The following is a 24,986-nucleotide window of genomic DNA, read 5'->3' as shown; positions in this document are numbered from 1 at the left end:
AACCGTCACCGGCGGTTCGAATAACACCGACAACAACAAGGACACCATGAAACGCGATGCTCGCTCCACCGCCCGTGTACGGCGCCTCAATCAACGCCAACGCAAGAAGCTGCGCGTTGGCGAATTCACGGAATACGTCTTCGACGTCGAGCTGACGTTCAGTCAGCCGATCAATGACGCTGCGCACAGCGCCCTGATCGATGACTTGTTCGGTTTTATCGAAGAGCGCGGGATGATCGGTGGCGGTTTCGGCGGGCGCTTCCCGCTCACCGAAACATCCGGCGTCATTACCGCCATGGAGCGTGGCTCGCCGAGCGAAGACGACCGTGAGGCTGTTGCGCAGTGGTTACGTGCCCGGCCAGAGGTGGCCGATGTTCGTGTTCTCGCGTTGGTCGATGGATGGCACGGCGAAACCCAACATGGGCATGCTCGTACCCAATAAAGGTATGTTCCGAGTCAGGTGGCTGGTGGCATCGACACGGTCGCCGCATCCAGCCGCCTGAACAACTCCCGGTGCAGATCCCGCGTGTGCTTTTCCATGTGCTTGCGCGCGTGCGCGATCTCTTGCAGCTCGCGCTGCGCCACCTCGATCTTGCGATTGGCGATGGCCCACAGCGCCAGTTCGACGCGCGCATCGATACTGCCGAAGCGTTCCACGACCGACGCCAACTTAACGCCGGCCTCAAGCTGCTGATTGTTCGCGGCATACGCGCGCCCCAGCGCTAGCCCAACCTCATCGGCGCGAAAGCCCGGATGCCTGGTTTGCAGCGGCGCGAGCAGCGCGATTGCTGCTGCCGGCTGGCCATGCGCCGCATTGGCACGCGCAGCGCCCAGGACCACTTCCGGATCGCCGGCGAATGGGCCACGCAGGCAGGCATCGTAATGCTGGACCGCTTCTTCGGACTGGCCAGCACCCAGCAGCGCGGCGGCCAGGCGCATCTGGTTGTGGGCCGTCGGCGTCAGGTCGAACGCGCGCCGCGCTTCACGCACGTCGCGGCCGGGATCGATGGTGTTCTGCAGCGCGCGGGTGGCGATGCGGCCCTTGCGCTCCAGGCGCGACGCGGGCAGGTACTCGGCCACGAAGTAGGCCAGGCTGCCAAGGACCGGGAACGAAAACAGGATCAGCAGCCAGTACATCTGGCGCCCGTTGCGTAGCGCATGGACCGCGAAGAACAGCGCGATCAGAAAGTGTAGGCCGAGTCCGACGATAGGCATGCCAGGTTCCGTGTCTTGTGATGGATGGGGCGCGACTGTTCAGAAGCAGGACGTTGCAACTCAGCCAAGATAACTTGAAACAGGGAGCAAATTTCTAACGGATTGTCACAGTGCGTTTGTATAACACGGTAAGCCATCAGATGGGAAATGCCGCCCGCCCGTCGTTAATATCCTGCTAGAGTTTAAGTTGTTGCCTAACGGGAATTCTCATGTCTGCAGAACGGAATGTCGCGGTATTGGTGGACTGCGAAAATGCGCAGAGCGCCGTGCTCGATCAGGCGATGCAGCATGCATCGACCCTTGGGCGTGTGGTCCTGCGGCGCGGTTACGGTAACGCGGCATCGCTGACAAACAAGTGGCAGGAAGCGCTGATCCGCCACGGCTTTACGCCGTGCCTGCAATTCCAGTATGTGGGCGGCAAGAACACGGCCGATATCGCACTGGCGCTGGACGCGCTGGAGATGCTGCTCGACGGGCGTGCCAATCAGTTCGTGATTGTCACGAGCGACTCGGATTTTGTCGGCTTGTGCCGCAAGCTGCAGGAGCGCGGGGCTGGCGTGCATGTATGTGGCGAAGCGAAAACGCCTGCAGCTTTGCGATACGCCTGTGGCGCATTTCATGAGGCGGCATCGGTCGTACCGGTCGTCGAATTGCCACCGGTCGCTTCGGGCGGCGTGAAAGCCGTCGTCGACTGGCGTAATCTACTGGTCAAGACGGTTCGCAAAGTCGCAAAGGCTTCGCCGAATGGATCGGTCAAGCTGAGCGAGCTGGGAAACCAACTGAAGCTAGCCAGTCCCGGTTTTTCTCCGGCAGCGCATGGTCATGCCAAGCTGCGGACGATGATCGAAGCATGCAGCCAGTTGCGGTTGCATCAGACCGAGGGTGGCCATTGCACCGTCGGCATGGCCCCAGCAGCGCCACCCACCGCCCTGCGCGCCGTCTAAACCTTCAGGAATTCCTCACGTCCACCCAGCCAGCGCGCCAGATGCGCATCGACCACGGCCATCTTTTCAGGCGTCTCGCCATCGAGCAGCCACTGCGCCACGTCGCGCGCCCGATCCACCATCCACTGGTCGATTTCCAGGTCGGCAAAGCGCAGCATCGCCTGACCTGACTGGCGCGCGCCCAGAAATTCGCCGGGCCCGCGGATCTCCAGATCGCGCCGCGCGATTTCGAAACCGTCCGTCGTCTCGCGCATCGTCATCAGGCGCTGCTTGGCCACCTGGCCGAGCGGCGACTGGTACAGCAGCAGACAGACCGACGCGGCCGAACCGCGGCCCACGCGTCCGCGCAGCTGGTGCAGCTGCGACAAGCCGAACCGCTCCGCATGCTCGATCACCATCAGCGACGCATTGGGCACGTCCACGCCCACCTCGATCACGGTCGTCGCCACCAGCACATGCACCTGGCCCGCCGTGAACGCGTCCATTACTTCCTGCTTCTCGGCCGGCTTCATGCGGCCATGCACGAGCCCTACCTGCAGGTCGGGCAGCGACTCGGCCAGCGTTTCATAGGTCTCGGTCGCAGTCTGCAATTGCAGCGCTTCGGATTCCTCGATCAGCGGGCAGACCCAGTACACCTGGCGCCCTTCGAGCGCCGCGGCGTACACGCGTTCGACGACTTCGTCGCGCCGCATCTGGTCGATGGCGCGCGTGACGATCGGGCTGCGCCCCGGCGGCAGTTCGTCGATCACCGACACCTCGAGGTCGGCGTAGTACGTCATTGCCAGCGTGCGCGGGATCGGCGTGGCCGACATCATGAGCTGGTGCGGCACCAGGCCGTCGCTGCCCTTGTTGCGCAGCGTGAGGCGCTGGCCGACGCCGAAGCGGTGCTGCTCGTCGACGATCACCAGGCCCAGTTTCGCGAACTGCACCGAGTCCTGGATCAGCGCGTGCGTGCCGATCACCAGGTGCGCTGCGCCCGACTCGATCAACGCGTTCGATGCGGCCTTGTCCTTTTTCTTCAGGCTGCCGGTCAGCCAGGCGACCTTCACGCCAAGGGGCTCCATCCAGGCGGCGATCTTGCGAAAGTGCTGCTCGGCCAGGATCTCGGTCGGCGCCATCAGGGCCGCCTGGTAGCCGCTGTCGATCGCCTGCGCGGCGGCCAGCGCCGAGACCACGGTCTTGCCGCTGCCGACGTCGCCCTGCAGCAGGCGCTGCATCGGGTAGCCGGCGCGCAGATCGGCGCGGATTTCTTCGACCACGCGCTGCTGCGCACCGGTCAGCGCGAACGGCAGGCCGGCCAGGAAGCCTTCGGACAGCTGGCCCACCGCGCGTAGTGGCGGCGCGCCTTTTTCGCGGCGCGCACGCTGCGCGCGTTTCAATGACAACTGCTGCGCCAGCAGTTCGTCGAACTTCATGCGGTCCCAGGCCGGGTGCGAGCGCTCGATCAGCGCATGCTCGTCGACGTCCGCCGGCGGGTAGTGCAAGAGTTTCACGGCCGGCGCGAAGTCCATCAGGTCCATGCGCTTGCGGATCGCGGGCGGCACGGTGTCGGCCCAGTCGATGCGCTTCATCGCGTCGGCGATCGCGCGCCGCAGCACCGTTTGCGACAGGCCTTCGCCGGCCGGGTACACGGGCGTGAGCGAGGCGGGCAGGGGCGCGCCTTCGTTGACCACCTTGTAGCCCGGGTGGACCATCTCGGCGCCAAAGAAGCCGTGTTTGAGTTCGCCCCGCGCGCGGATGCGCACGCCTTCGGCCATCTGCTTGACCTGGCTGCCGTAGAAATTCATGAAGCGCAGCAGCAGGTCGCCCGATGCATCCGCGATCGTGACGAGAAGCTGGCGGCGCGGCTTGAACGAGATCTCGTTCTTGGTCACGATGCCTTCCACCTGCCAGGTCTGGCCGCCGCGCATGCAGGCATCCCGGATCGTGATGATCTGGGTCTCGTCCTCGTAGCGCAGCGGCAGGTGCAGCACCAGGTCCATGTCGGTGTGCAGGCCGAGGCGGGCGAGCTTGCTTTCGAGCGTTTTTGGGGGTGTTGTGGTTTTAGGGGCGGGCATATTGCGGCAAAGTGGCGCTTGCTGACGTAAAATAGAAGGTTCGCCGTATGCGCTTCAAGCCCCTATTGTAAAGCTGGCAGCATTGATTTGCCGAGATTTGCCCAACCAATTGAACATCATGTATTCGCTATCCGATTTCGACTTCGACCTGCCCCCCGAGCGCATCGCGCAATTGCCGCTGCCGGACCGTAGCGCGTCGCGCCTGCTGCACCTCGATGGCGACCAGATCATCGACCGCCAGTTCGCCGACATCGTCGACCAGCTGCAGGCGGGCGACCTGCTCGTGATGAACAACACCCGCGTGCTCAAGGCGCGCTTCTTCGGCGTCAAGGAATCCGGCGGCCAGGTCGAGGTGCTGGTCGAGCGCGTGCTCGACAACCGCACGGTGCTGGCCCAGGTCCGCGCGTCGAAGTCGCCCAAGCCGGGCAACCGCATCCGCCTGGCCGACGCTTTCGATGTGACGGCGGGCGAGCGCGCCGGCGAATTCTTCACGCTGCATTTTGAAGGCGACGTGTTCGACCTGATCGAAGCGCACGGCCGCCTGCCGCTGCCGCCGTACATCGAGCACACGGCCGACGAATTCGACGAACAGCGTTATCAGACGGTGTACTCGAAAGAGCCGGGCGCCGTGGCCGCGCCCACGGCCGGCCTGCACTTCGACCAGCCGCTGCTCGACCGCCTGGCTGCGAAAGGCGTGAACTTCGCCTACGTCACGCTGCACGTGGGCGCGGGCACCTTCCAGCCGGTGCGGGTCGAAGACCTCAGCGAACACAAGATGCACACCGAGTGGTACACGATCGCGCAAGAGACGGTTGACGCGGTGCGCGCCACCCGGGCCGCAGGCCGCGATGTGGTCGCCGTCGGCACGACCAGCCTGCGCGCGCTGGAGTCGGCCTCGCAAAGCGGCGATCTGGTCGCCGGCAGCGCCGACACGGCCCTGTTCATCACGCCTGGCTACACCTTTAAAACGGTCACGCGCCTGGTGACCAACTTCCACCTGCCCAAGTCGACGCTCCTGATGCTGGTGTCGGCCTTTGCCGGCTACGCGCCGATCCGCGCTGCCTACGCGCACGCGATCGCCAATGAATACCGCTTCTTCAGCTATGGCGACGCCATGCTCTTGAGCACCACCTCCCGCTAAGCCAGAAAAATAGGCAAGACACCACAATGCTCGAATTTACCCTGCTCAAAAAAGACACCAGCGGCCTGTCGCACGCCCGCCGCGGCCGCCTGAAGCTGAACCACGGCACCATCGAAACCCCGATCTTCATGCCGGTCGGTACCTACGGCTCGGTCAAGGCAATGGACCCGATCGAGCTGAAAGACGTCGGCTCGCAAATCATCCTGGGCAATACCTTCCACCTGTGGCTGCGCCCGGGCGTGGATGTGTTGAACAAGTTCGGCGGCCTGCACAAGTTCATGGGCTGGGACGGTCCGATCCTGACCGACTCGGGCGGCTTCCAGGTGTTTTCGCTGGGCGCAATGCGCAAGATCACCGAAGAGGGCGTCAAGTTCGCCTCGCCGATCGACGGCTCGAAGCTGTTCCTGTCGCCCGAGATCTCGATGCAGATCCAGCGCGCGCTGAACTCGGACATCGTGATGCAGTTCGACGAATGCACGCCGTACGAAATCGACGGCCGGCCGGCCACCGCCGAAGAGGCAGCGAAATCGATGCGCATGTCGCTGCGCTGGGCCCAGCGCTCGATGAACGAGTTCACGGGCGGCGGCAACCCGAACGCGCTGTTCGGCATCGTCCAGGGCGGCATGTACGAGCACCTGCGCGACGAGTCGCTGGCGGGCCTGGAAGACATCAACTTCCCGGGTCTGGCGATTGGCGGCCTGTCGGTCGGTGAGCCGAAGGAAGACATGAAGCGCATCCTGGCCCACGTCGGCCCGCGCCTGCCCGAGAACAAGCCGCACTACCTGATGGGCGTGGGCACGCCGGAAGACCTGGTCGATGGCGTGGCCAACGGCGTCGACATGTTCGACTGCGTGATGCCAACCCGCAACGCCCGCAACGGCTGGCTGTTTACGCGCTTTGGCGACGTCAAGATCAAGAATGCGCGCTATAAAGAAGAGATGGCGCCGCTCGACGAGAGCTGCACCTGCTACTGCTGCCAGAATTTCTCTCGCGCTTACCTGCATCACCTGCACCGCTCGAACGAAATTCTGGGCGCGCGCCTGAACACGATCCACAACCTGCATTACTACCTCAATCTGATGCAGGAAATGCGCGACGCGATCGACGCCGATGGCTTCCAGGCCTTCCGCGTCAAGTTCGCGGCCGACCGCGCGCGCGGCGTGTAAGCACTTGCTTACTGTGCGGCCCCGACCTTGCCGTATTGACGCTCGGGGTTGCCAGCGAAACGACCGGTTTGTCTTGCAATACTTGAAAGCAAAACGACATACTGCCGGATATGGTTTGCGGCTTCTGGCCGATGCTAGAATACACCGCTTATTTTTTTAACTTCACCATCGGAGTTCTTGTGTTCATTTCCAACGCGTACGCGCAAACTGCCCCTGTCGCCGATGCCGGCATCATGGGTAGCCTGACGACCTTCCTGCCGCTGATCCTGATGTTCGTGGTCATGTATTTCCTGATGATCCGTCCTCAGCAAAAACGCCAAAAAGAGGCGAAAGCCATGATGGACGCTCTGGCCAAGGGCGACGAAGTCGTCACCGCCGGCGGTATCGTCGGCCGTGTGTCGAAAGTGGCCGAAGCCTATGTGACGCTGGAAGTTGCCGTCGGCACCGAAATCACCGTGCAAAAGAATTCGGTGACCACGCTGCTGCCAAAAGGCACGCTCAAAGCCCTGTAAGCCAAGCTGTGCGGGGCAACCCGCACTGCCTAACCTGAACGCCGGAACACTATGAATCGCTATCCCGTCTGGAAATACTTACTGATCGTCATTGCGCTGCTGCTGGGCGCCTTGTACACGGCGCCCAACTACTTCGGCGAAACGCCGGCGTTGCAGGTCACATCAGGCCGTTCTACCCTGAATATCACGAGTGCCTCCACCACCGTGGTCGAGGATGCGCTCAAGCGTGCCGGCATTCCTTCCACCGGTATCACCCTCGAAGGCACGGGCCACACCACCTCGGTGCGCGCGCGCTTCGCCGGTACCGAACAGCAGTTCAAGGCCAAGCTGGCCTTGGAGCGCGAACTCAACCGCGACCCTGCCAATCCCGATTATATTGTCACCGTGAACCTGGTGAAGAACACCCCGGCCTGGATGACGGCCATTGGCGCAGCGCCAATGAGCCTGGGCCTGGATTTGCGCGGCGGCGTGCACTTCCTGCTGCAGGTCGACACCAAGGCGGTGCTCGACAACAAGGTCAAGGCCCTGCAGTCGAGCGTGCGCAGCAACCTGCGTGACAAGAACGTGCGCCACACCGGCATCGAGCGCGTGCGCGACACCATCGAAGTGCGCTTCCGCGACGCCGCCACCCGCAGCAACGCGCGCAATGTGCTGGCCGCGCAATCGAGCGAGCTGGCCTTTGCCGACGCCGCCGATGGCGCCGACATGAAGCTGGTCGTGAGCCTGAAGCCCGAAGCCATCAAGCGCTCGGTCGAAGACGGCATCAAGCAGAACATCATGACGCTGTCCAAGCGCATCAATGAACTGGGCACCACCGAGCCGATCATCCAGCAGCAGGGCGCCGACCGCATCGTGGTCCAGCTGCCAGGCGTGCAGGACGTCGCGCGCGCGAAAGACATCATCGGCCGCACCGCGACGCTCGAACTGCGCATGGTCGACACCACCGTGACCCCGGGCACCGAGCTGTCGGCAGCGATTCCGCTGAACTCCGAACTGTTTACCGAAGGCCGCGGCGCACCGATCGTCGTCTCGCGCGACATCATCCTGACCGGCGAATCGATTTCGAGCGCCACCGCCAGCTTCGACCAGAACCAGCAGCCTGCCGTCTCGCTCGACCTGAACGGCGACGGCGGCCGTCGCATCCGCCTGGCCACGCGTGAAAACGTGGGCAAGCGCATGGCGATCCTGCTGAAAGAGAAGGGTGTCTACAACGTGCTGTCGGCGCCGACCATCCAGAGCGAACTGGGTTCGAGCTTCCAGATCACCAATATGGGCACCTCGCAGGACGCCAACGAGCTGGCGCTGCTGCTGCGCTCGGGCGCGCTGTCGGCGCCGATGGAATTCGTCGAAGAACGCGTGATCGGCCCGCAACTGGGCGCCGAAAACATCGAACGCGGCCTGCACTCGACGATCTGGGGCTTCGTGGCGATCGCGATCTTCATGGTCATCTACTACCACCTGTTCGGCGTGTTCTCGGCGCTGGCGCTGGCGGCCAACGTGCTGTTCCTGCTGGCCCTGTTGTCGATCCTGCAGATCACGCTGACCCTGCCGGGTATCGCCGCAATCGCGCTGGCACTGGGCGTGGCAATTGACTCGAACGTGCTGGTGAACGAACGTATCCGCGAAGAGCTGCGTGCCGGCGCGACGCCGCAGGCAGCGATTTCGGCCGGTTCCAAGCATGCTTGGGACACCATTGTCGACTCCAACGTGACCACGCTGATCGTCGGCCTCGCGCTGTTGATCTTCGGTTCGGGTCCGGTGCGCGGCTTCGCCGTGGTCCACTGCCTGGGCATCCTGACCTCGATGTTCTCGGCCGTGGTCGTGGCGCGCGGTTTCGCCAACCTGTGGTACGGCCGCCAGAAGAAGTTGACGAAGATTTCGATTGGCACGGTCTGGAAGCCTGACATGACGCCTAACAAGAACTAAGCACCGGGATACGACAATGGAATTTTTCAAGATCAAACGGGATATCCCGTTCATGCGCCACGCCCTGATCCTCAATGCGATTTCGGTGATCACATTCGTGGCGGCGGTGTTCTTCCTGATCACCAAGCCCCTGAACTTCTCGGTGGAGTTCACGGGCGGCACGGTGATGGAGCTGCTCTATCCGAAGGCGGCGGACCAGGAAAAGATTCGCAACACGCTGCGCGGCATGGGCTATTCACACCCTGAGGTGGCCAGCTTCGGCACCGCGCAGGACATCATGCTGCGCCTGCCGATCGTCGAAGGCGCGCCGGCGGCGAGCGGCTCGACGGCCGTGTTCAACGCGATCTGCCGCGACGAGCAGGGCACGCCCAAGCAGACGCAAACGACGACCGACAAAGGTGAAGTGCTCAACCGCACCAGCTGCGTCGCACCCGGTGGGCAAGAGCTGATCAGCCTGCAGCAAGTGCAGTTCGTCGGCCCATCGGTCGGCGACGAACTGGCCCAGAACGGCCTGAACGCGCTGCTGATGGTCATCCTCGGCATCGTGGTCTACCTGGCGATCCGCTTCGAATGGAAATTCGCTGTCGCCGCTGTCATTGCCAACCTGCACGACGTGGTCATCATCCTGGGCTTCTTCGCATTCTTCCAGTGGGAATTCTCGCTGACGGTGCTGGCGGCAACGCTGGCGGTGCTGGGCTACTCGGTCAACGAGTCGGTCGTCATCTTCGATCGGATCCGCGAGATGTTCCGCAAGCAGCGCCGCATGAGCGTGCCGGAAGTAATCGACCATGCGATCACCAGCACGATCTCGCGCACGATCATCACGCACGGCTCGACGCTGATGATGGTGTTGTCGATGCTGTTCTTCGGCGGCTACGCGCTGCACTACTTCGCGATCGCGCTGGCCATCGGCATTCTCTTCGGTATCTATTCGTCGGTGTTCGTGGCCGCGGCCGTGGCGATGTGGCTGGGCGTCAAGCGTGAAGACCTCATCAAGCCGGTCAAAGAGAAAGACGACACCGACGGCGCCGTCGTCTGATCGACAGCAGTTTCGCGACTTTGTGTGTGTCAACGCACGGAGTCGCGATCTGTACATACCTATAGTGGAACCGTCTCTTTCAGGACATCCCTAGTTTTGGACTTCACCCGCTCCGGCAACGGCGCGGGTTTTTTTTGTCCCGCTTTCCTTGCAGAAAAGCGGGGGCAGGTCTGACATTCGGACAAGATCTCGACAGTCGGGTAGCCGTAACTGGCTGGCTGTGCGTGCTTACTTCACGCCGAGGCGCGCTCAGGAAATGAACCATCGATGTGGGACTGCTTTCCAGCCCAGTTCGCGCGCTTCACGATGTCCCGCTGTGAGACAATCGGTGACATTCTGTTGAACGAGCCCGCCCTATGCTGACTGCACCGATGCCATTGGACGAACCGGAGCGCCTGCGGGCGCTTGAACGGCTCGGCGTCCTCGACTCCGCGCCCGAACGTGAGTTCGATGCCTTGGTGGCAATCGCTGCCTTGGTATGCGGCGTCCCGATCTCGCTGGTCAGCCTGATCGACCACGACCGGCAATGGTTCAAGGCCAATGTTGGCCTGCCCGGGGTGGCAGAGACGCCCCGTGACGTGGCGTTCTGCGCTCACGCGATCCTGGACGACGGCATCTTCGAGGTGCCGGATACCCTGGCCGACCCTCGCTTTTCCGATAACCCGCTGGTCGCAACTGCGCCGGACATCCGCTTCTACGCCGGTGCCACGCTGCGCCTGAGCGACGGTGCGCACGTCGGCACGCTGTGCGTAATCGACCGCGTACCCCGCCGTCTGAGTGAGAAGCAGCGCGAAGCGCTGCGCCTGTTGTCGATCGCTGCCGTTGAGGCGCTTGAATCGCGTCGCATGGCACGGGGTTTCGTGGCCAGTGAAACCCGCTTTCGTACGCTCAGCGAGGCATCTCCGTTAGGCATGTTCGCCACCGATGCGGCCGGCGCCTGCACCTACACCAATTCTCGCTGGCAAACCATCTACGGTTTGAGCGAGGCCGAGGCTCTGGGCGACGGCTGGAGCCGTACGCTGCACCCAGACGACAAGGCCGTCGTTTTCGCGCAATGGGCGCACGCAGCGGCGCTGAAGCAAGAATTCGACATGGAGTTCCGGGTTCGCCGCCACGATGGTGCGGTGCGCCATGTGCGTGCTGTTGCGCGTGCCTTGCTGGATGGCGATGATGAGGTCACGGGCTACGTGGGTTCGGTGGAAGACATCACCGAGCGCTTGCAGTCGCGCCGTGCCCTCGACGAAGAGCGCGAGCGTCTGGCAGCGATCATTCAGGGCACCGGCGCGGGCACCTGGGAATGGAACGTTCAGACTGGCGAGACGCGCTTCAATGCGCGCTGGGCCGAGATTGTCGGGGCCACCCTGGATGAGCTTTCCCCTACCACCATCCAGACCTGGGGCGATCTTGCTCACCCTGAGGACATGGCGCGATCCAGTGCGCTGCTTCAAGCCCACTTTGCGGGTGAGACGGCAGCCTACGAATGCGAGGCGCGCATGCGCCACCGCGACGGCCACTGGGTCTGGGTGCTCGACCGCGGCAAGGTACTGACCACCACCGCAGACGGCCAGCCCGAGTGGATGTTCGGCACGCATCTGGATATCACGGCGCGCAAGGCGCAGGAAGACCAATTGCGCAAGAGCGAAGAGCTGCTGAACCGCACCGGCGCTCTGGCACAGGTCGGGGGCTGGGAGGTCGACATCATCAGCGGCAGCGTTCACTGGTCCGAGCAGACCTGTCGCATCCACGGCGTGGCGCTCGATTACCAGCCCCAATTGGCCGAAGCAATCGAGTTCTATGCGCCGCAAGCCCGCCCCATCATCGAAGCAGCGGTGGCGCAGGCCATGGCCGACGGCACCGACTGGGACCTGGAACTGCCGTTCATCCAGAAGAGCGGTCAGAATATCTGGGTACGTGCGGTGGGCCATGCGAAGTTCGAGGGCGGAAAACCGGTGCAGCTGTTCGGAGCCTTTCAGGACATTACTCAACGGGTGGAAAGCCGCTTGGCCCTCGATGCCGCTCAACAACGCATTGTGCTGGCGACAGAGACTGGTGGCATCGGGGTGTGGGAGTTGAACGTGCAAACCGGCGCATTCACTTGTGATGCCCTGATGTACGCGCTGTACGGTTTGCCGGAGGGATCGGGTACGGACGGCTACGAGCTCTGGGCTCGCCACCTTCACCCCGCCGATCACAGCCGCGCTAAGCTGGAGTTCAAGTCGTCTTTGGAAAAAGGTACCGACTTTCGCTCCGAGTTCCGTGTGATCTGGCGCGACGGCTCCGTGCATTTTCTTCGCGCCGCTGGCAGGGTGACGCGTGATGCCGAGGGCCAGGCTCTGCACATGGTGGGCGTGAGTTGGGATGTGACGCCACTGCGCGAGCTCGCCAACCAACTGGCCGAACAGCATGAGCTCCTGCGCGTGACGCTGCAGTCGATCGGCGACGCCGTGATCACCACCGACGCCGAAAGCCGGGTGACCTGGTTGAACCCGGTCGCCGAGCGCATGACCGGTTGGCTGTCCAGTGAAGCACTCGGGCGACCACTGACCCAGGTCTTTCATATCGTCAACGAAGAGACCCGCAATCTCACCGAGAGCCCTGTGGCCACCTGCCTTGCACAGGGCAAGATCGTGGGCCTGGCCAACGACACCGTGCTCATCTCGCGCAATGGCGATGAGTTCGGCATCGAGGACTCTGCTGCACCGATCCGCAACCCGAGTGGCGACGTGCTGGGCGTCGTGCTGGTCTTTCACGACGTGACCGAGAAGCGGCGCATGTCCGGTGAGATGAGCTACCGCGCCACGCACGACGCCCTCACGGGCCTGGTCAACCGGGCCGAGTTCGAGACCCGGTTGCGCCGCACCCTGGACAAGGCGCACGAGGACCGTAGCGAGCATGCCCTGCTGTATATCGACCTCGACCAGTTCAAACTTGTGAACGATGCCTGCGGCCACTCGGTGGGCGACCAGCTCCTGCAGCAGGTGGCCAAGCTGCTGCGCGAAGCCGTGCGTGCGCGCGACACGCTGGCCCGCCTGGGCGGCGACGAATTCGCGGTCATCCTCGAGCACTGCATGTCCGATCAGGCGCTGCGCGTGGCGCAGCAGATCTGCGACCGCATGGAGGCGTTCAGGTTCGTGCACGACGACCGACGCTTCCGGATCGGCACCAGCATCGGCCTGGTGCCGGTGGACAACCGCTGGACCAACACGGCCGCCGCCATGCAGGCGGCAGACACCTCGTGCTACGCCGCCAAAGAGGCGGGCCGCAACCGCGTGCATGTCTGGTTCGACACCGACCAGGCCATGCGTACACGTCATGGCGAAATGCAGTGGGCCGCACGGCTGGAGCAGGCGCTGGATGAAGGCCGGTTTGTGCTCTATGTGCAGCGCATCGACCCGCTTGGCGAGGGCGCCACGGGGCTTCACGCGGAAGTGCTGATCCGGCTGCTGGACAGCGATGGCAGCCTGATCCAGCCCGGGGCCTTCCTGCCTGCTGCAGAGCGCTTCCACATGGCCACGCGCATCGACCGCTGGGTGCTGACGCACGCCGTTCAGCAGATCCATGGCATGGCCGATTTGCGTGCCCTGCAAACCTTGTGCATCAACCTGTCAGGCCAGTCGGTGGGCGACCGCGCGTTTCACAGGCATGCCATCGACGTGTTGACCGAAGCGGGGAGTGCGGTCTGCCGCTGCATCTGCCTGGAGATCACCGAGACCGCTGCCGTGACCAATATGGCCGATGCCGCGATCTTCATCGAGCAGGTGCGCGCTCTCGGGGTCAGGGTGGCGCTCGACGACTTCGGGGCCGGGGCATCGTCGTTCGGCTACCTGAAGACCCTCAAGGTCGACCTGCTGAAGATCGACGGCAGTTTCATCCGCGACGTGATCGACGACCCGCTGGACGCCGCCGCCGTGCGCTGTTTCGTCGACGTGGCCCGGGTGGTTGGGGTCAAGACGGTCGCCGAGTATGTGGACCAGCCGGCAGTGCTGGCGCGGGTGCGTGAGATTGGCATCGACTACGCGCAAGGATTCTTGCTGCACAAACCCGAGCCGATCGAGAACCTGTTCGGCGCTGTCGCGCTAGTCACGCCGGTCTGAATCAACGCAGCGGCCAGGCCGATGATCTTGCCGCCACTCTGAAAGGTGGCGTGCAAGCTGCTCGCTCTACAACTGCCACGGATGGTTGTTCCTGCCATCGAGGGCGCTGTCGAGATACGTGGCAGCGCTGATCAGGGCCAGGTGCGTGAACGCCTGCGGGAAGTTGCCGAGAAGCTCGGCCTGGCTGGTGAACTCCTCGGCGTACAGCCCGACGTGGTTGCCGTAGGCGAGCAACTTTTCCATATTGTTGTGCGCCTGCTCCAGACGCCCGGCGCGGGCCAGGCATTCGACGTACCAGAACGAACAGGCCGCGAACGCGCCTTCCTCACCCTCCAGGCCATCGTCGCGGTCGTAGCGCAGCACCAGCGCATCGTCGCCCAGCTGCTCGCCAATGGCGTCGAGCGTGGCCAGCCACTGCGGGTCGGTCGAGCCGATGAAGCGCACCAGCGGCATCATCAGCATCGCGCCATCGAGGTCGGTGGAACCCTTGCTGCGCACGAAGTAGCCCAGATCCATGTTCCAGAACGTGGCCCAGATGTAGTTGGAGATGTCGTTGCGCGCCGCGATCCAGCGGTCGAACGGGGCGCTCAGCGAGCGCTTGCTGGCCAGGCGGATCGCCCGGTCGACCGCCACCCAGCACATCAGTTGCGAGTGCAGGTGCTCGCGCGGCGCTTCGCGGCCTTCCCAGATACCGGCGTCGGGCCGGCGCCAGTTGGCGCACACGAAGTCGACCACGTGGCATACGCCCAGCCAGCCGGCATGCGAGATCGCCTCGCCGTACTTGTTGCTCAGGTAAACCGCGTCGAGCAGGGCGCCGAAGATGTCGAGCTGCAGCTGGGTGGCCGCGTCGTTGCCGATCCGGACGGGCTGCGAGCCGGCGTAACCCGCCAGGTGATCCAGGTCGACTTCGGCCTGCACCTCGCCGCCGTCGAGCGCGTACATGATCCGCAGCTGGCCGTGATCCGGTCCATGACCGGGCCGCTCGGCCGACCAGCGCGTGAACGCCTTGGCGTCGTCGGTGTAGCCAAGCCGCATCAGCGCGTACACGGTGAACGAGGCGTCGCGGATCCAGGTCGAGCGGTAATCCCAGTTGCGCGAGCCGCCCAGCACTTCGGGCAGGCCGAAGGTCGCGGCTGCGACCATCGAGCCGTGACGGCGCGAGGTCATCAGCTTGAGCACCAGCGCCGAGCGGGTGACGTCTTCGCGCCAGCGGCCCTTGTAGGTCGAGCGCCGGGCCCAGTTGCGCCAGTGCGCGACGACGTCGACGACCAGCGTATCGCGCGCCGCCAGATCGAGTGGCGGGTCGCCTTCTTCGTCCAGAACGATGTCGATCGACTCGCCGGCCTTCATCACGAAAACAGCGCCGGCGCCGCCGTCGATGGCAGTGAAGTCGACCGCCGCGCACAGGCGCAGCGACGGCGCGCCGGCCGCGGAAAACACCACCTGGTCCTGCGTGATGCTGACCTCGGGCTGCAGGCGCGCATAGTCGAAGCGCGGCTGACAATCGAGCCGCATCCGTACCTGGCCCTTCGTGACCTGCACGCGCCGCAGCAGACATGCCGCGCCGTGGCCGATTTCTTCGGGGCCGGCCATCAGGTCGGTAATCTGGACACTGGCCTCGTCACCCAGCCACTGCGTGAGCAGGACATTGGTGTCGGGCAGGTAGGTCTGCACGACGCGCGCATCCGCCATCTGCGGGGCCAGCGTGAAGTGCCCGCCCTTGTCCGGGTCGAGCAGGGCGGCGAATATGCTGGGGCTGTCGAAGTCGGGCCAGCATAAAAAGTCGATCGTGCCGTCGGTGGCGACGAGCGCCATCGTGGCCAGGTTGCCGATGGCGCCGTGGTTGGCGATGGGCCGTGGCGGTGGCGTGCCGTTGGAGTTGGCTGAACGGTCAACCATTGTCTTCAAAGCCCGGATACAGCGTCATGCCGCCGTCGACATACACCGTGGTACCGGTCATGTAGTCGGCCAGGTCGGATGCCATGAACAGCGCCAGCGCCGCCACGTCGTCCACGTCGCCGATGCGGCCATACGGGATCAGCTTGAGCAGCTTGTCGGCCGCCGCGCCTTCGGTGGCCTCGGCATTGATCGGCGTGCGGATGGCGCCCGGGGCGATGGCGTTGACGCGGATGCGGTCGGGCGCCACTTCCTGCGCCAGGGAGCGCATCAGCATGCCGATGCCGCCTTTGGACGCAGCGTAGTTGACGTGGCCGGCCCAGGGAATGATCTCGTGCACGGAACTCATGCACAGGATGGCGCCGTTGGCGCGCATGCGGCCGCGGTTGCCCTGCTCGCGAAAGCGCCGGATGGCCGCGCGCGTGCACAGGAACTGGCCGGTGAGGTTGACGTCGATGACGGCTTGCCAGTCCTTGAGCGTCATCTCGGCGATTGGCGCGTCTTTCTGGATACCCGAATTGGCTACCAGGATATCGATGCCGCCAAAGGCTTGAATGGTTTCGTCGAACAGGCGCGTGACGTCGTCTTCATGGCCGACATTGGCCTGGACCGCGACGGCGCGGCCCCCGGCGGCGGTAATCTGGGCGACGACTTCTTCGGCCTTGTCGCGGCTGCTGTTGTAATTGACGACGACATGCGCGCCGGCGTCGGCAAACGCAAGGCTGATGCCGCGGCCGATGCCGGAATCGCCGCCGGTGACGAGCACCACCTGGTCTTGCAGGCTGATTTTCATGGGATTCTCCAGAAGGTCGGGGCGCACGGTTGCGTGCGCCGGATATGAGAATGACCTTAGCAGAAAGCGGGGATGGGCCCGATACGCATGCCCTGGCAATGTCGCGCGGAAAAAGAGGGGGTGAATAATCGGGCTGAAATAAGCCGATTGAAATGCGTCCAGTGTGAGTCAGCGCACCGAGTGCGCATCCCACGGGACATAAGATCAGGCTGTCTCTTTCAGGACATCCCTAGTTTTGGACTTTGGCCCGCTCGTCACCGAGCGGGCATTTTTTTTTTGCCTACCGCAGCGCCGATGCCAGGCTTCTGACCTCGTCGCCCGACTCTGCCAGTACGCCCTTGAGCGTGCCGTGGCCGAACACGAAGTCGATGGTGGCCGCGCCCGCATAGGTCGTGGCGCCCACCGGCGCGAACAGCGGCGACGGGAACGGCGCCAGGTCATTGGCCAGCAGCAGCGTGTCGCCGAGGGTTTCGGGCGGCAGCGCGCGCATGCCGTCCCACAACGCTTCGATGGCGTCCATCACCGGCGCCGGCACGGCAAGCTTGTGCAGCACGCCGCGGCCGATGGCCGCTTCGCCATGGTCGAGCCAGGCATCGAGGTTATCGTCAAGCAGTCCCGGCATCGATTCGGCGCGCGACAGCAGATAAAAGCCGCCGACTTCGTGCACGATACCGGCGAACAGGGCGGTTTCAGGGTCGACGAACGACACGCGGCGCGCAATGACCTGCGCCAGCGCGGCCACGTGGGCCGAGTGGGTCCAGAGCTGGTCGGCCTTCTTGCGCAGGCCCGGATCGCGGATTTCGCCAGCCAGCTGGCGCACGATGACGGATGCGGCCAGCGCGCCGAGCGTGCGAAAGCCCACCCGCTGCACGGCGGCGGGCACGTTCGTGACGTCGTTGCCAGACCGGTTATAGGCGACCGAGTTGGCGATTGCCACCGTGCGCGCGGCCAGCAGCGGCTCGGCCTGCACGAGGCGGGCGGCGGCGTCGATGTGGCAGTCGGGTTCGCTCAGCGCCCGCTGCAACTTGAGCGATGCATGAACGCTGGTGGGGAACGTGAGTTCGCCCCGGCTGGCTTCAGCAGCGATGCTGTCGAGGGAGGAGAGTCGGTCCATGAAAAAATTATACCCCCAACCCATCGGAGCGCAACCAAATATATTGCTCTAGAGAACCACTGGCGATGGCCTGTGGTATCCCTGCGACCCGATTACGCTTCGCTGAAGATGGCGTCGCAGCCTTCTTTTGGCTCTTCGGTATTTTCCAGCTCGTCGGCCAGGCCCAGGTCGAACAGTTCTTCGACCGCGTTCATGTAGCTGTTGAGCTTGGTTGCGCCGATGAGGCGATAGATCTCGCCCGCTTCGTTGCGCACGCCGATCAGCATCGGTTCTTCCTGGACTTCATCCAGTGGTGCGACGTCGAGCAGGATGTTGCCGATGATGTGCTTGTCGAAATGAGCGGGCTTCTTGTCGTCGATGAGGGCGGTTTTCAAGGCGTTTCCTTCAGGTGGGGTGGTGATGGCGGGGGACCGTTGCCGTCGCTGGCGATGCGGGTACGCAGCAGCATCAGGGCGGTTTCGAGCGTGGCGAAGTCGGTGTCGCTGTAAGCGTGGAACAATTCCTTGCCGCGTGCGATCACAATCGGGAACACATCGCAGAATACCTGTTCGCCGGCGGGCGTGAGGCGCACGAAGAACGACCGCTTGTCGTCGCAGCTGCGCTCGCGCAGTACCAGGCCCTTGTGCTCCAGACGCTCGATGACGCCGGTGAGCGTGCCCTTGGTGATCAGGGTGCGCTCGCCCAGCTCCTTGTAGCTCATGCCGCTCGTGTTGCCGAGCGTGGCGATGATATCGAACTGCGCATGCGTCAAGCCGTTCTGGCGCACTGCGTCGCCCGAGACGCGCTCGAAGCTCTGCATGCACTCGGCCAGCAGTCGGACGCTTTTTAGATATCGTTCCCCCATGGGCCGGGATTATAGCCGCCCGCTGCACTGCCCGCTGCATTGCCCGAAACGCCACGCCTCCATCGCTACGCAATATTACCGGGCAGGCCGCCACAGGCTTGTGGCGTGAATGTTCTCCGGTATGATGTACGCCCATGTCGTTCGCACAGGCCTGTGGCCGTTTCCTTTTCGTGACCCTGACCATCCGCCGCGATGCAGCCTGACCTGTCCCTGCTGACGCAGGAGCGGCTTCTGCGCGTGCTCCTGGTCAATGCTGGCGAGCCCGACGCGCTGACCTGGTCCGGGTTGTACCAGCCGCTGCGGCTGGCCGCCAAGGTGCTGGGACCCGAGCGCCTGCACGTCGACGTGCGCAGTCCCGACAAATTCATGGGCGACGCCCAGCGTCACTGGCACCTGGTGCTGCTGGTGGCCGACGAAGCCGAAGCGGCGCTGCGCCCGGCCAATCTGCGCGCGCTGGTCGAACGCTGCCGCGCCGCGCCGTTCTGGGGTGGTGTCGGCGCCGGCGTGCTGTGGCTGGCCGATGCCGGCGCCCTGCACGGCGTGCGCACTGCGCTGCCGTGGGCGCTGTACCCGGACGTCAACGCCCAGGCCGAGCATGCCCTGCTCACGCCCAATTTATACGAATTCGATGCCAACCGCCTCACCTGCTGCGGCGGCGCGGCCAGTATCGACTTCGCGCTGACGCTGGTCGACCTGCTGTTTGGCGCGACCGTCCAGGCGCAAGTGAAAGAAACGCTGTGCATCGACCGCGTGCGCGGCCCGGACGAGCGCCAGCGCGTGGCGCTGCAAGCCCGCTTCGGCGCGCTGCAACCGAAACTGTCCGAAGCGGTGGCGCTGATGGAAGCCAATATCGAAGAGCCGCTGTCCACCGACGAGATTGCGCAGCTCTCGGGCATTTCGCGGCGCCAGCTCGAGCGCCTGTTCAAGCAATACCTGGGCAGCCTGCCATCGCGCTACTACCTCGAACTGCGCCTGCGCCGCTCGCGCCAGTTGCTGCTCGACACCAACCACTCGATCGTGCAGGTGGGGCTGATGTGCGGGTTTTCGTCGGGCTCGCACTTTTCGACGGCGTTCGGGGCCTTGTTCGGCAATACGCCACGCGAAGAGCGGCAGAGGAAATTGGCGCAATAGCGCCCTCCGGCGTCAAAAATGAAAATGCCTGTCGCACTTCTAAAAGAAGTTGTCAGCAAGCGTTTCTATAATGAATTGATCATGCGGGAGACCTGTCCCGCGCCATTTACATTGATTGGATGAGGAAAAAGCCATGAACGCTCAGCTCGATTCGGGTATCGCCACGCGGTCTGTCACCCGCCAGACCTTCGACGACGTCCTGGTCCCGACCTACGCCCCGGCCGCCATGGTGCCGGTGCGCGCATCGGGCCTGGACCTGTGGGACCAGGAAGGCAAGCAGTATCTGGACTTCACCTCGGGCATCGCCGTCACCTCGCTGGGCCACGCCCATCCTGAAGTGAACGAAGCGCTGACCAAGCAGCTCAACACCCTCTGGCACCTCGGCAACGGCTACACCAACGAGCCGGTGCTGCGCCTGGCCAGCGCCCTGACCGAAGCGACGTTCGCCGAGCGCGCGTTCTTCTGCAACTCGGGCGCCGAAGCCAACGAAGCCGCGCTCAAGCTCGCCCGTAAATATGCGCACACCAAGTTCGGTCCGCACAAGTCGCGCATCGTCTCGTGCCTGGCATCGTTCCACGGCCGCACGCTGTTTACCGTGTCGGTTGGCGGCCAGTCGAAATACACCGAAGGCTTCGAGCCGCTGCCACCTGAACTGAGCCACATCCCGTACAACGACATCGAGGCCGCGCGCGCCGCGATTACCGATGATGTCGCGGCCGTGATCGTCGAGCCGATCCAGGGCGAGGGCGGTGTCATCCCGGGCCACCCGGATTATCTGAAAGCGCTGCGCGAGCTGTGCGACCAGACCGGCGCACTGCTGATCTTCGACGAAGTCCAGTCGGGCATGGGCCGCACCGGCACGCTGTTCGCCTACGAGCAGATGAACGTCAAGCCTGATGTGCTGACCTCGGCCAAGGCACTGGGCAACGGCTACCCGATCGGCGCGATGCTCACCACCACCGAGATCGCCCAGCATCTGGGCGTGGGCAGCCACGGCACGACCTACGGCGGCAATCCGCTGGCCACCACCGTCGCACTGAAGGTCCTGGAGATCATCAACCAGCCGGCCTTCCTGGCGCGCGTGAAAGAAGCGAACCTGGCAATCATGACGAACCTGCTGCAACTGGCGGCGGACTTCCCGCAAGTATTCGGCCAGCCACGCGGCATGGGCCTGCTCCTTGGCCTGCCGATGGCAGAAGCGTCGAAAGGCCGCTCGAAGGACTTCACCAAGATCGCCGAGAAGATGGGCCTGATGCTCCTGATCGCCGGTCCTGATGTCGTGCGCCTGGCGCCGGCGCTGATCGTCTCGGATGCACAGATCGCAGAAGCGAACCGCATCATGCGCGCCGCCGTGGCTGAATTTTTGGCCGGCGCCATCGAGGCGCCTGCGGCGCCACGCAAAGAGGCACCCGTGCCGGCACCCGACGCCGCCTGACGCATCGGACCCGCCGGCCGCCTCGCACGAGGCGGCCGGCTGCACGCACTGACTCACAGGAGACCACATGTATGTTGTCCGTCCGGTAGACCGCGCGGATATCGGCGCGCTCGAAGCGATGGCCGCTATCTCGATGCCGGGGGTGCATACGCTCCCGCGCACGCGTGAAGGCATCAATGCCGCCGTCGAGCGCTCGCTCGCCTCGTTCGCCGCGCAAGTCGATATTCCAAGCGAAGAATCGTATCTTTTCGTGCTCGAAGACCTGCGCTCGCGCGAGGTCGTCGGCACCGCCGCCATCCACGCGTCAGCCGGCTCGAACGGCACCTATTTCGCGTTTCGCAACGATGTCATCCAGCAGGTCTCGCGTGACCTGAACATCAGCCACAACGTGCACGCGCTGACGCTGTGCTCCGAGCTGACTGCCTACTCGCACCTGTCGGGCTTTTTCGTGCGCGACCGCGACAGCGCCGGCGTCGAGGCGGCGCTGCTGTCGCGCGCGCGCCTGCTGTACGCAATGCTCGCCCCGCACCGCTTTGGCGACCGCTTCTTCGTGCCGCTGGCCGGGCGCGTCGATGCCGATGGCCAGTCGCCGTTCTGGAATGCGCTGGGCCGCAAGTTTTTCAAGATGGATTTTCTCGAAGCCGAGCGCCTGATCGAAGGCGCCCGCAACCGCACGCTGATCGTCGAACTGATGCCGCATTATCCCGTCTATGTGCCGCTGCTGCCGGGCGATGCCCAGGCAGCCCTGGGCCAGATCCATCCAGGTGGCCAGATGGCCTTCGACCTGCTGGCGCAAGAAGGCTTTGAAGCCGACGAGTACATCGACATCTTCGATGGCGGCCCGATCCTGCAGGCGCACAAGAACGCGCTGCGTTCGTTCGGCGCCTCGCAGCGCCTGCGCGTGGCCGCTGCCGGCCAGGAGCCGGCCAATCAGGGCGCGCCAGTGGAATACGCCATCGCCAGTGTCGGCAACGGCTTCCGGGCCGTCACGCTGCGCTGCGCGCCGCTCGAGCACACGTCAACGATCGCGCTGCCGCGCGACGTCCAGCAAGCCCTTGGCGTCGCAGCGGGCGACGAGGTCGTGTGCCTGCGCATCGAAGGAGAAGCATCATGCTCGTGATCCGCGCCGCCAAAACGTCCGACCTGGACGCCCTGATCGACATGGCGCGCCAGGCCGGCAGTGGCATGACGACCCTGAAGCCCGATCCCGAGATGCTCGGCCAGCGCCTGACCACGTCCGAGGCTTCGTTTGCCGAGACCATTCGCCCCGAGCAGCGCGACTACATGTTCGTGCTCGAACAACCGCACGATGGCAGCATCGCCGGCGTCTGTGCGATCAAGGGCGCGGTGGGCCTGACCGAACCGTTCTATAACTACCGCATCGGCACGCTGGTGCACTGCAGTCGCGAGCTGAATGTCTTCACGCGCATGGAGACGCTGTATCTGTCGAATGACCTCACCGGTTCGACCGAGCTGTGCTCGCTGTTTTTGCTGCCCGAATACCGCGTGGGCTTCAACGGCAAGTGGCTCTCCAAGAGCCGCTTCCTGTTCATCGCCCAGTTCCAGCAGCTGTTTACTGAAAAGATCATCGCCGAAATGCGCGGGTACCAGGACGAAGCGGGCGATTCGCCGTTCTACGAAGGCCTGGGCCGTCACTTTTTCAAGATGGATTTCAACCACGTCGACGGCCTGACGGCAATCGGCAAGAAATCCTTCATCGCCGAACTGATGCCGCGCCAGCCGCTGTATGTCGATTACCTGCCGCAATCGGCCATTGACGTCATCGGCAAGGTGCATACCTCGACCCAGCCGGCGCGCCGTCTGCTGGAACAAGAAGGCATGTACTACGAAGGCTATGTCGATATTTTCGACGCTGGTCCCGTGCTGCAGGGCCGCGTGTCCGAACTGCGCGCCGTGCGTGACAGCGTACTGGCCGTGGCAGCCGAAGGCTTGCCGGCGATCGACGCCGGCGAGGTGCTTGACGGCGCGCCAAAAGACATCGCCCACGACACCGAACACATGCTGGTGTCGAATACGCGTCTGGACGACTTCCGGATGATTCTCACGCGCGCCGTGCCCGGCGCGGGCAGCGTGGTCCTGAGTCCCGACGAGCTGGCGCTATTGCGTATCGCCGCCGGCGACAACGTGCGTACCCTGACACTCAATACCAGGAAAAACACCCATGGCTAATCTCTCGAATTACATCAACGGCGAATGGCTCGCCGGCAGCGGCGCCGAACTCGCGACGATCGACCCATCGACCGGCCGCCAGACCTGGACCAGCAATAGCTCGAGCCCGGACGACATCGGGCGCGCCGCGCAAGCCGCGCGCGACAGCTTCGAAGACTGGGCCTTGACGCCGCTGGCCGAACGCATCGCCATCGCCACCCGTTTTCGCGATCTGCTGAAGGACAACGCCGAGTCGCTCGCCGCGACGATTGCCGAAGAAGTCGGCAAGCCTTTATGGGAAGCGCGTACCGAAGTGGCCACGATGGCCAACAAGATCGACATCTCGGTCCAGGCGCACGCTGCCCGCACCGGCGAGAGCGCAACCAGGATCGCCGACGGCAACGCCGTGCTGCGCCACCGCCCGCACGGCGTGTTCGCCGTCTACGGGCCGTACAACTTCCCGGGCCATCTGCCGAACGGCCACATCGTGCCGGCGCTGATCGCCGGGAACACGCTGCTGTTCAAGCCCAGCGAATACGCACCGCGCACGGCGGTCAAAACGGTGCAGCTGTGGGAGCAGGCCGGTTTGCCCAAGGGCGTGCTGAACCTGGTCAACGGCGGCCGCGACACCGGCATCGCGCTGGGCCAGCAAGCGCTGATCGACGGCGTGCTGTTTACCGGCAGCAGCCAGACCGGCGCTGCGCTGCATAAACAGTTCGGTGGCCAGCCGGGCAAGATGCTGGCGCTGGAAATGGGCGGCAACAATCCGCTCGTCGTCTGGGGCCTGGGTGACAGCACCGTCGATGTCGACGCGGCCGTGCACCACACGGTGATGTCGGCCTTCATCTCGGCCGGCCAGCGCTGCACCTGCGCGCGCCGCCTCGTGATCGAAGACGGCGCTGCCGGCGACGCGTTCCTCGCGCGCCTGGTGGACGTGGCCGCGCAGTTGCAGGTCGGTGCGTCGAACGCCGAACCGCAACCGTTCATGGGCCCTGTTGTTTCGAGCGCTGTCGCTGCGCGCCTCGTGCAGGCGCAGGCCGATATGGTCGCCAAGGGCGGCAAGCTGCTGCTGGCGATGCGCCAGCTTGATCCTGCCACCGGCTTTGTCACCGCCGGCATCGTCGACACGACCGACGCGCAAGGCATCCCGGACGAAGAATGGTTCGGTCCCTTGCTGCAGGTGATCCGCGTGGCGAGTTTCGACGAGGCGCTGCGCGTAGCCAATGCCACCGAATACGGCCTGGCCGCAAGCCTGCTGTCGCCTTCCGAAGACCTGTGGACGCGCTTTGCCGTGCGCGCCCGCGCCGGCATCGTCAACTGGAACCGGCCGACCACCGGCGCGGCCAGCTCGGCGCCGTTCGGCGGCGTGGGCAAGTCGGGCAACCATCGCCCGAGCGCGTATTACGCTGCCGACTATTGCGCCTATCCGGTTGCCTCGATCGAGAACGCTGCGCTGGAGATGCCGGCCAAGCTCTCGCCCGGCTTGACCTTCCCGGCCGAAGGAGCTTGA

At 64.3% G+C, this 24,986-nt stretch carries 20 protein-coding genes; 13 read left to right on the top strand and 7 right to left on the bottom strand.

The window, feature by feature from the left end; all coding sequences use genetic code 11:
* The first annotated feature begins 46 nt into the window (after positions 1-46).
* A complete protein-coding gene (locus RCH14_RS12345; protein ID WP_343026405.1) occupies positions 47-442 on the top strand; it encodes a 50S ribosome-binding protein YggL in 396 nt (131 codons plus the stop codon).
* A 14-nt stretch (positions 443-456) separates the two neighbouring features.
* Here the strand turns inward: RCH14_RS12345 and RCH14_RS12340 are convergent, their stop codons facing one another.
* Positions 457-1,215 (bottom strand): hypothetical protein, encoded by a 759-nt coding sequence (locus tag RCH14_RS12340; protein ID WP_343026404.1) that lies wholly within the window; start codon positions 1,213-1,215, stop codon positions 457-459.
* Positions 1,216-1,424: 209 nt separating this feature from the next.
* Here RCH14_RS12340 and RCH14_RS12335 point away from each other — a divergent pair, with 209 nt between their 5' ends.
* Positions 1,425-2,159: an NYN domain-containing protein gene (locus tag RCH14_RS12335; RefSeq protein ID WP_343026403.1), complete on the top strand. Its 735-nt coding sequence runs from the start codon at positions 1,425-1,427 to the stop codon at positions 2,157-2,159.
* On the opposite strand, the gene recG is transcribed toward RCH14_RS12335, so the two are convergent.
* Positions 2,156-4,216, bottom strand: a complete 2,061-nt coding sequence (gene recG, locus RCH14_RS12330) for an ATP-dependent DNA helicase RecG (RefSeq protein ID WP_343026402.1) — start codon at positions 4,214-4,216, stop codon at positions 2,156-2,158. The two genes, RCH14_RS12335 and recG, sit on opposite strands and share 4 nt — an antisense overlap.
* A 118-nt stretch (positions 4,217-4,334) precedes the next feature.
* Between recG and queA the strand changes: the two genes are divergently transcribed.
* The 6 genes from queA (at position 4,335) to RCH14_RS12300 (ending at position 14,094) form a co-directional block, all read left to right on the top strand.
* Positions 4,335-5,357 (top strand): tRNA preQ1(34) S-adenosylmethionine ribosyltransferase-isomerase QueA, encoded by a 1,023-nt coding sequence (gene queA / locus RCH14_RS12325; RefSeq protein ID WP_343026401.1) that lies wholly within the window; start codon positions 4,335-4,337, stop codon positions 5,355-5,357.
* Positions 5,358-5,383: 26 nt separating this feature from the next.
* Positions 5,384-6,523, top strand: coding sequence for a tRNA guanosine(34) transglycosylase Tgt (tgt, locus tag RCH14_RS12320; RefSeq protein ID WP_343026400.1), 1,140 nt, complete (start codon positions 5,384-5,386; stop codon positions 6,521-6,523).
* Between the two features lie 179 nt (positions 6,524-6,702).
* Positions 6,703-7,035 carry a preprotein translocase subunit YajC gene (yajC, locus tag RCH14_RS12315; RefSeq protein ID WP_183555984.1) on the top strand — a complete coding sequence of 111 codons (333 nt, stop codon included), beginning with the start codon at positions 6,703-6,705 and terminating at the stop codon, positions 7,033-7,035.
* A gap of 51 nt (positions 7,036-7,086) precedes the next feature.
* Entirely contained in the window at positions 7,087-8,961 is a 1,875-nt protein-coding gene (gene secD / locus RCH14_RS12310; protein ID WP_343026399.1) for a protein translocase subunit SecD, read from the top strand.
* 16 nt (positions 8,962-8,977) lie between these two features.
* Entirely contained in the window at positions 8,978-10,000 is a 1,023-nt protein-coding gene (gene secF, locus RCH14_RS12305; RefSeq protein WP_343026398.1) for a protein translocase subunit SecF, read from the top strand.
* Positions 10,001-10,356: 356 nt separating this feature from the next.
* The gene (locus RCH14_RS12300; RefSeq protein WP_343026397.1) at positions 10,357-14,094 is read left to right on the top strand and encodes a PAS domain-containing protein; all 3,738 of its coding nucleotides are present in this window, start codon (positions 10,357-10,359) and stop codon (positions 14,092-14,094) included.
* A gap of 66 nt (positions 14,095-14,160) precedes the next feature.
* Here the strand turns inward: RCH14_RS12300 and RCH14_RS12295 are convergent, their stop codons facing one another.
* The 5 genes from RCH14_RS12295 to RCH14_RS12275 form a co-directional block, all read right to left on the bottom strand.
* Positions 14,161-15,993 carry a glycoside hydrolase family 15 protein gene (locus RCH14_RS12295; protein ID WP_343026396.1) on the bottom strand — a complete coding sequence of 611 codons (1,833 nt, stop codon included), beginning with the start codon at positions 15,991-15,993 and terminating at the stop codon, positions 14,161-14,163.
* Positions 15,986-16,783: a 3-oxoacyl-ACP reductase FabG gene (fabG, locus tag RCH14_RS12290; protein ID WP_343026395.1), complete on the bottom strand. Its 798-nt coding sequence runs from the start codon at positions 16,781-16,783 to the stop codon at positions 15,986-15,988. Before fabG ends, RCH14_RS12295 begins: the two co-directional genes overlap by 8 nt.
* A gap of 280 nt (positions 16,784-17,063) precedes the next feature.
* Complete coding sequence (locus tag RCH14_RS12285; protein ID WP_343026394.1) at positions 17,064-17,897, bottom strand: HDOD domain-containing protein; 834 nt, start codon at positions 17,895-17,897, stop codon at positions 17,064-17,066.
* Positions 17,898-17,989: 92 nt separating this feature from the next.
* Complete coding sequence (locus RCH14_RS12280; protein WP_343026393.1) at positions 17,990-18,271, bottom strand: hypothetical protein; 282 nt, start codon at positions 18,269-18,271, stop codon at positions 17,990-17,992.
* On the bottom strand, positions 18,268-18,696 hold the full coding sequence (locus tag RCH14_RS12275) for a MarR family transcriptional regulator (RefSeq protein WP_343026392.1): 429 nt from the start codon (positions 18,694-18,696) through the stop codon (positions 18,268-18,270). Before RCH14_RS12275 ends, RCH14_RS12280 begins: the two co-directional genes overlap by 4 nt.
* Positions 18,697-18,933: 237 nt before the next feature.
* On the opposite strand from RCH14_RS12275, the gene RCH14_RS12270 reads away from it, so the two are divergent.
* From RCH14_RS12270 to astD, 5 genes are all read left to right on the top strand, one after another.
* Entirely contained in the window at positions 18,934-19,872 is a 939-nt protein-coding gene (locus RCH14_RS12270) for a helix-turn-helix domain-containing protein (protein WP_343026391.1), read from the top strand.
* Positions 19,873-20,005: 133 nt separating this feature from the next.
* On the top strand, positions 20,006-21,307 hold the full coding sequence (locus tag RCH14_RS12265) for an acetylornithine/succinyldiaminopimelate transaminase (protein ID WP_343026390.1): 1,302 nt from the start codon (positions 20,006-20,008) through the stop codon (positions 21,305-21,307).
* Between the two features lie 67 nt (positions 21,308-21,374).
* Positions 21,375-22,427, top strand: a complete 1,053-nt coding sequence (locus tag RCH14_RS12260) for an arginine N-succinyltransferase (RefSeq protein ID WP_343026389.1) — start codon at positions 21,375-21,377, stop codon at positions 22,425-22,427.
* Positions 22,418-23,497 (top strand): arginine N-succinyltransferase, encoded by a 1,080-nt coding sequence (astA, locus tag RCH14_RS12255; protein WP_343026388.1) that lies wholly within the window; start codon positions 22,418-22,420, stop codon positions 23,495-23,497. The genes RCH14_RS12260 and astA overlap by 10 nt, the downstream gene beginning before the upstream one ends.
* A complete protein-coding gene (gene astD, locus RCH14_RS12250; protein ID WP_343026387.1) occupies positions 23,490-24,986 on the top strand; it encodes a succinylglutamate-semialdehyde dehydrogenase in 1,497 nt (498 codons plus the stop codon). The genes astA and astD overlap by 8 nt, the downstream gene beginning before the upstream one ends.

This window comes from Massilia sp. MP_M2, assembly GCF_039123635.1.
Taxonomy (GTDB): domain Bacteria; phylum Pseudomonadota; class Gammaproteobacteria; order Burkholderiales; family Burkholderiaceae_D; genus Telluria.
The sequence above is the reverse complement of the archived record's forward strand: the minus strand, read 5'-3'. Positions and strand labels throughout refer to the sequence as shown.

Bases quoted from the DNA above. Each gene is read 5' to 3' on its own strand.
- RCH14_RS12340 (WP_343026404.1), bottom strand. From the start codon at position 1,215: ATGCCTATCGTCGGACTCGGCCTACACTTTCTGATCGCGCTGTTCTTC.
- RCH14_RS12335 (WP_343026403.1), top strand. From the start codon at position 1,425: ATGTCTGCAGAACGGAATGTCGCGGTATTGGTGGACTGCGAAAATGCG.
- tgt (WP_343026400.1), top strand. From the start codon at position 5,384: ATGCTCGAATTTACCCTGCTCAAAAAAGACACCAGCGGCCTGTCGCAC.
- RCH14_RS12295 (WP_343026396.1), bottom strand. From the start codon at position 15,993: ATGGTTGACCGTTCAGCCAACTCCAACGGCACGCCACCGCCACGGCCC.
- RCH14_RS12345 (WP_343026405.1), top strand. From the start codon at position 47: ATGAAACGCGATGCTCGCTCCACCGCCCGTGTACGGCGCCTCAATCAA.
- RCH14_RS12300 (WP_343026397.1), top strand. From the start codon at position 10,357: ATGCTGACTGCACCGATGCCATTGGACGAACCGGAGCGCCTGCGGGCG.
- recG (WP_343026402.1), bottom strand. From the start codon at position 4,216: ATGCCCGCCCCTAAAACCACAACACCCCCAAAAACGCTCGAAAGCAAG.
- astD (WP_343026387.1), top strand. From the start codon at position 23,490: ATGGCTAATCTCTCGAATTACATCAACGGCGAATGGCTCGCCGGCAGC.
- secD (WP_343026399.1), top strand. From the start codon at position 7,087: ATGAATCGCTATCCCGTCTGGAAATACTTACTGATCGTCATTGCGCTG.
- fabG (WP_343026395.1), bottom strand. From the start codon at position 16,783: ATGAAAATCAGCCTGCAAGACCAGGTGGTGCTCGTCACCGGCGGCGAT.
- RCH14_RS12265 (WP_343026390.1), top strand. From the start codon at position 20,006: ATGAACGCTCAGCTCGATTCGGGTATCGCCACGCGGTCTGTCACCCGC.
- RCH14_RS12275 (WP_343026392.1), bottom strand. From the start codon at position 18,696: ATGCAGAGCTTCGAGCGCGTCTCGGGCGACGCAGTGCGCCAGAACGGC.
- RCH14_RS12270 (WP_343026391.1), top strand. From the start codon at position 18,934: ATGCAGCCTGACCTGTCCCTGCTGACGCAGGAGCGGCTTCTGCGCGTG.
- RCH14_RS12260 (WP_343026389.1), top strand. From the start codon at position 21,375: ATGTATGTTGTCCGTCCGGTAGACCGCGCGGATATCGGCGCGCTCGAA.
- queA (WP_343026401.1), top strand. From the start codon at position 4,335: ATGTATTCGCTATCCGATTTCGACTTCGACCTGCCCCCCGAGCGCATC.
- astA (WP_343026388.1), top strand. From the start codon at position 22,418: ATGCTCGTGATCCGCGCCGCCAAAACGTCCGACCTGGACGCCCTGATC.
- secF (WP_343026398.1), top strand. From the start codon at position 8,978: ATGGAATTTTTCAAGATCAAACGGGATATCCCGTTCATGCGCCACGCC.
- RCH14_RS12285 (WP_343026394.1), bottom strand. From the start codon at position 17,897: ATGGACCGACTCTCCTCCCTCGACAGCATCGCTGCTGAAGCCAGCCGG.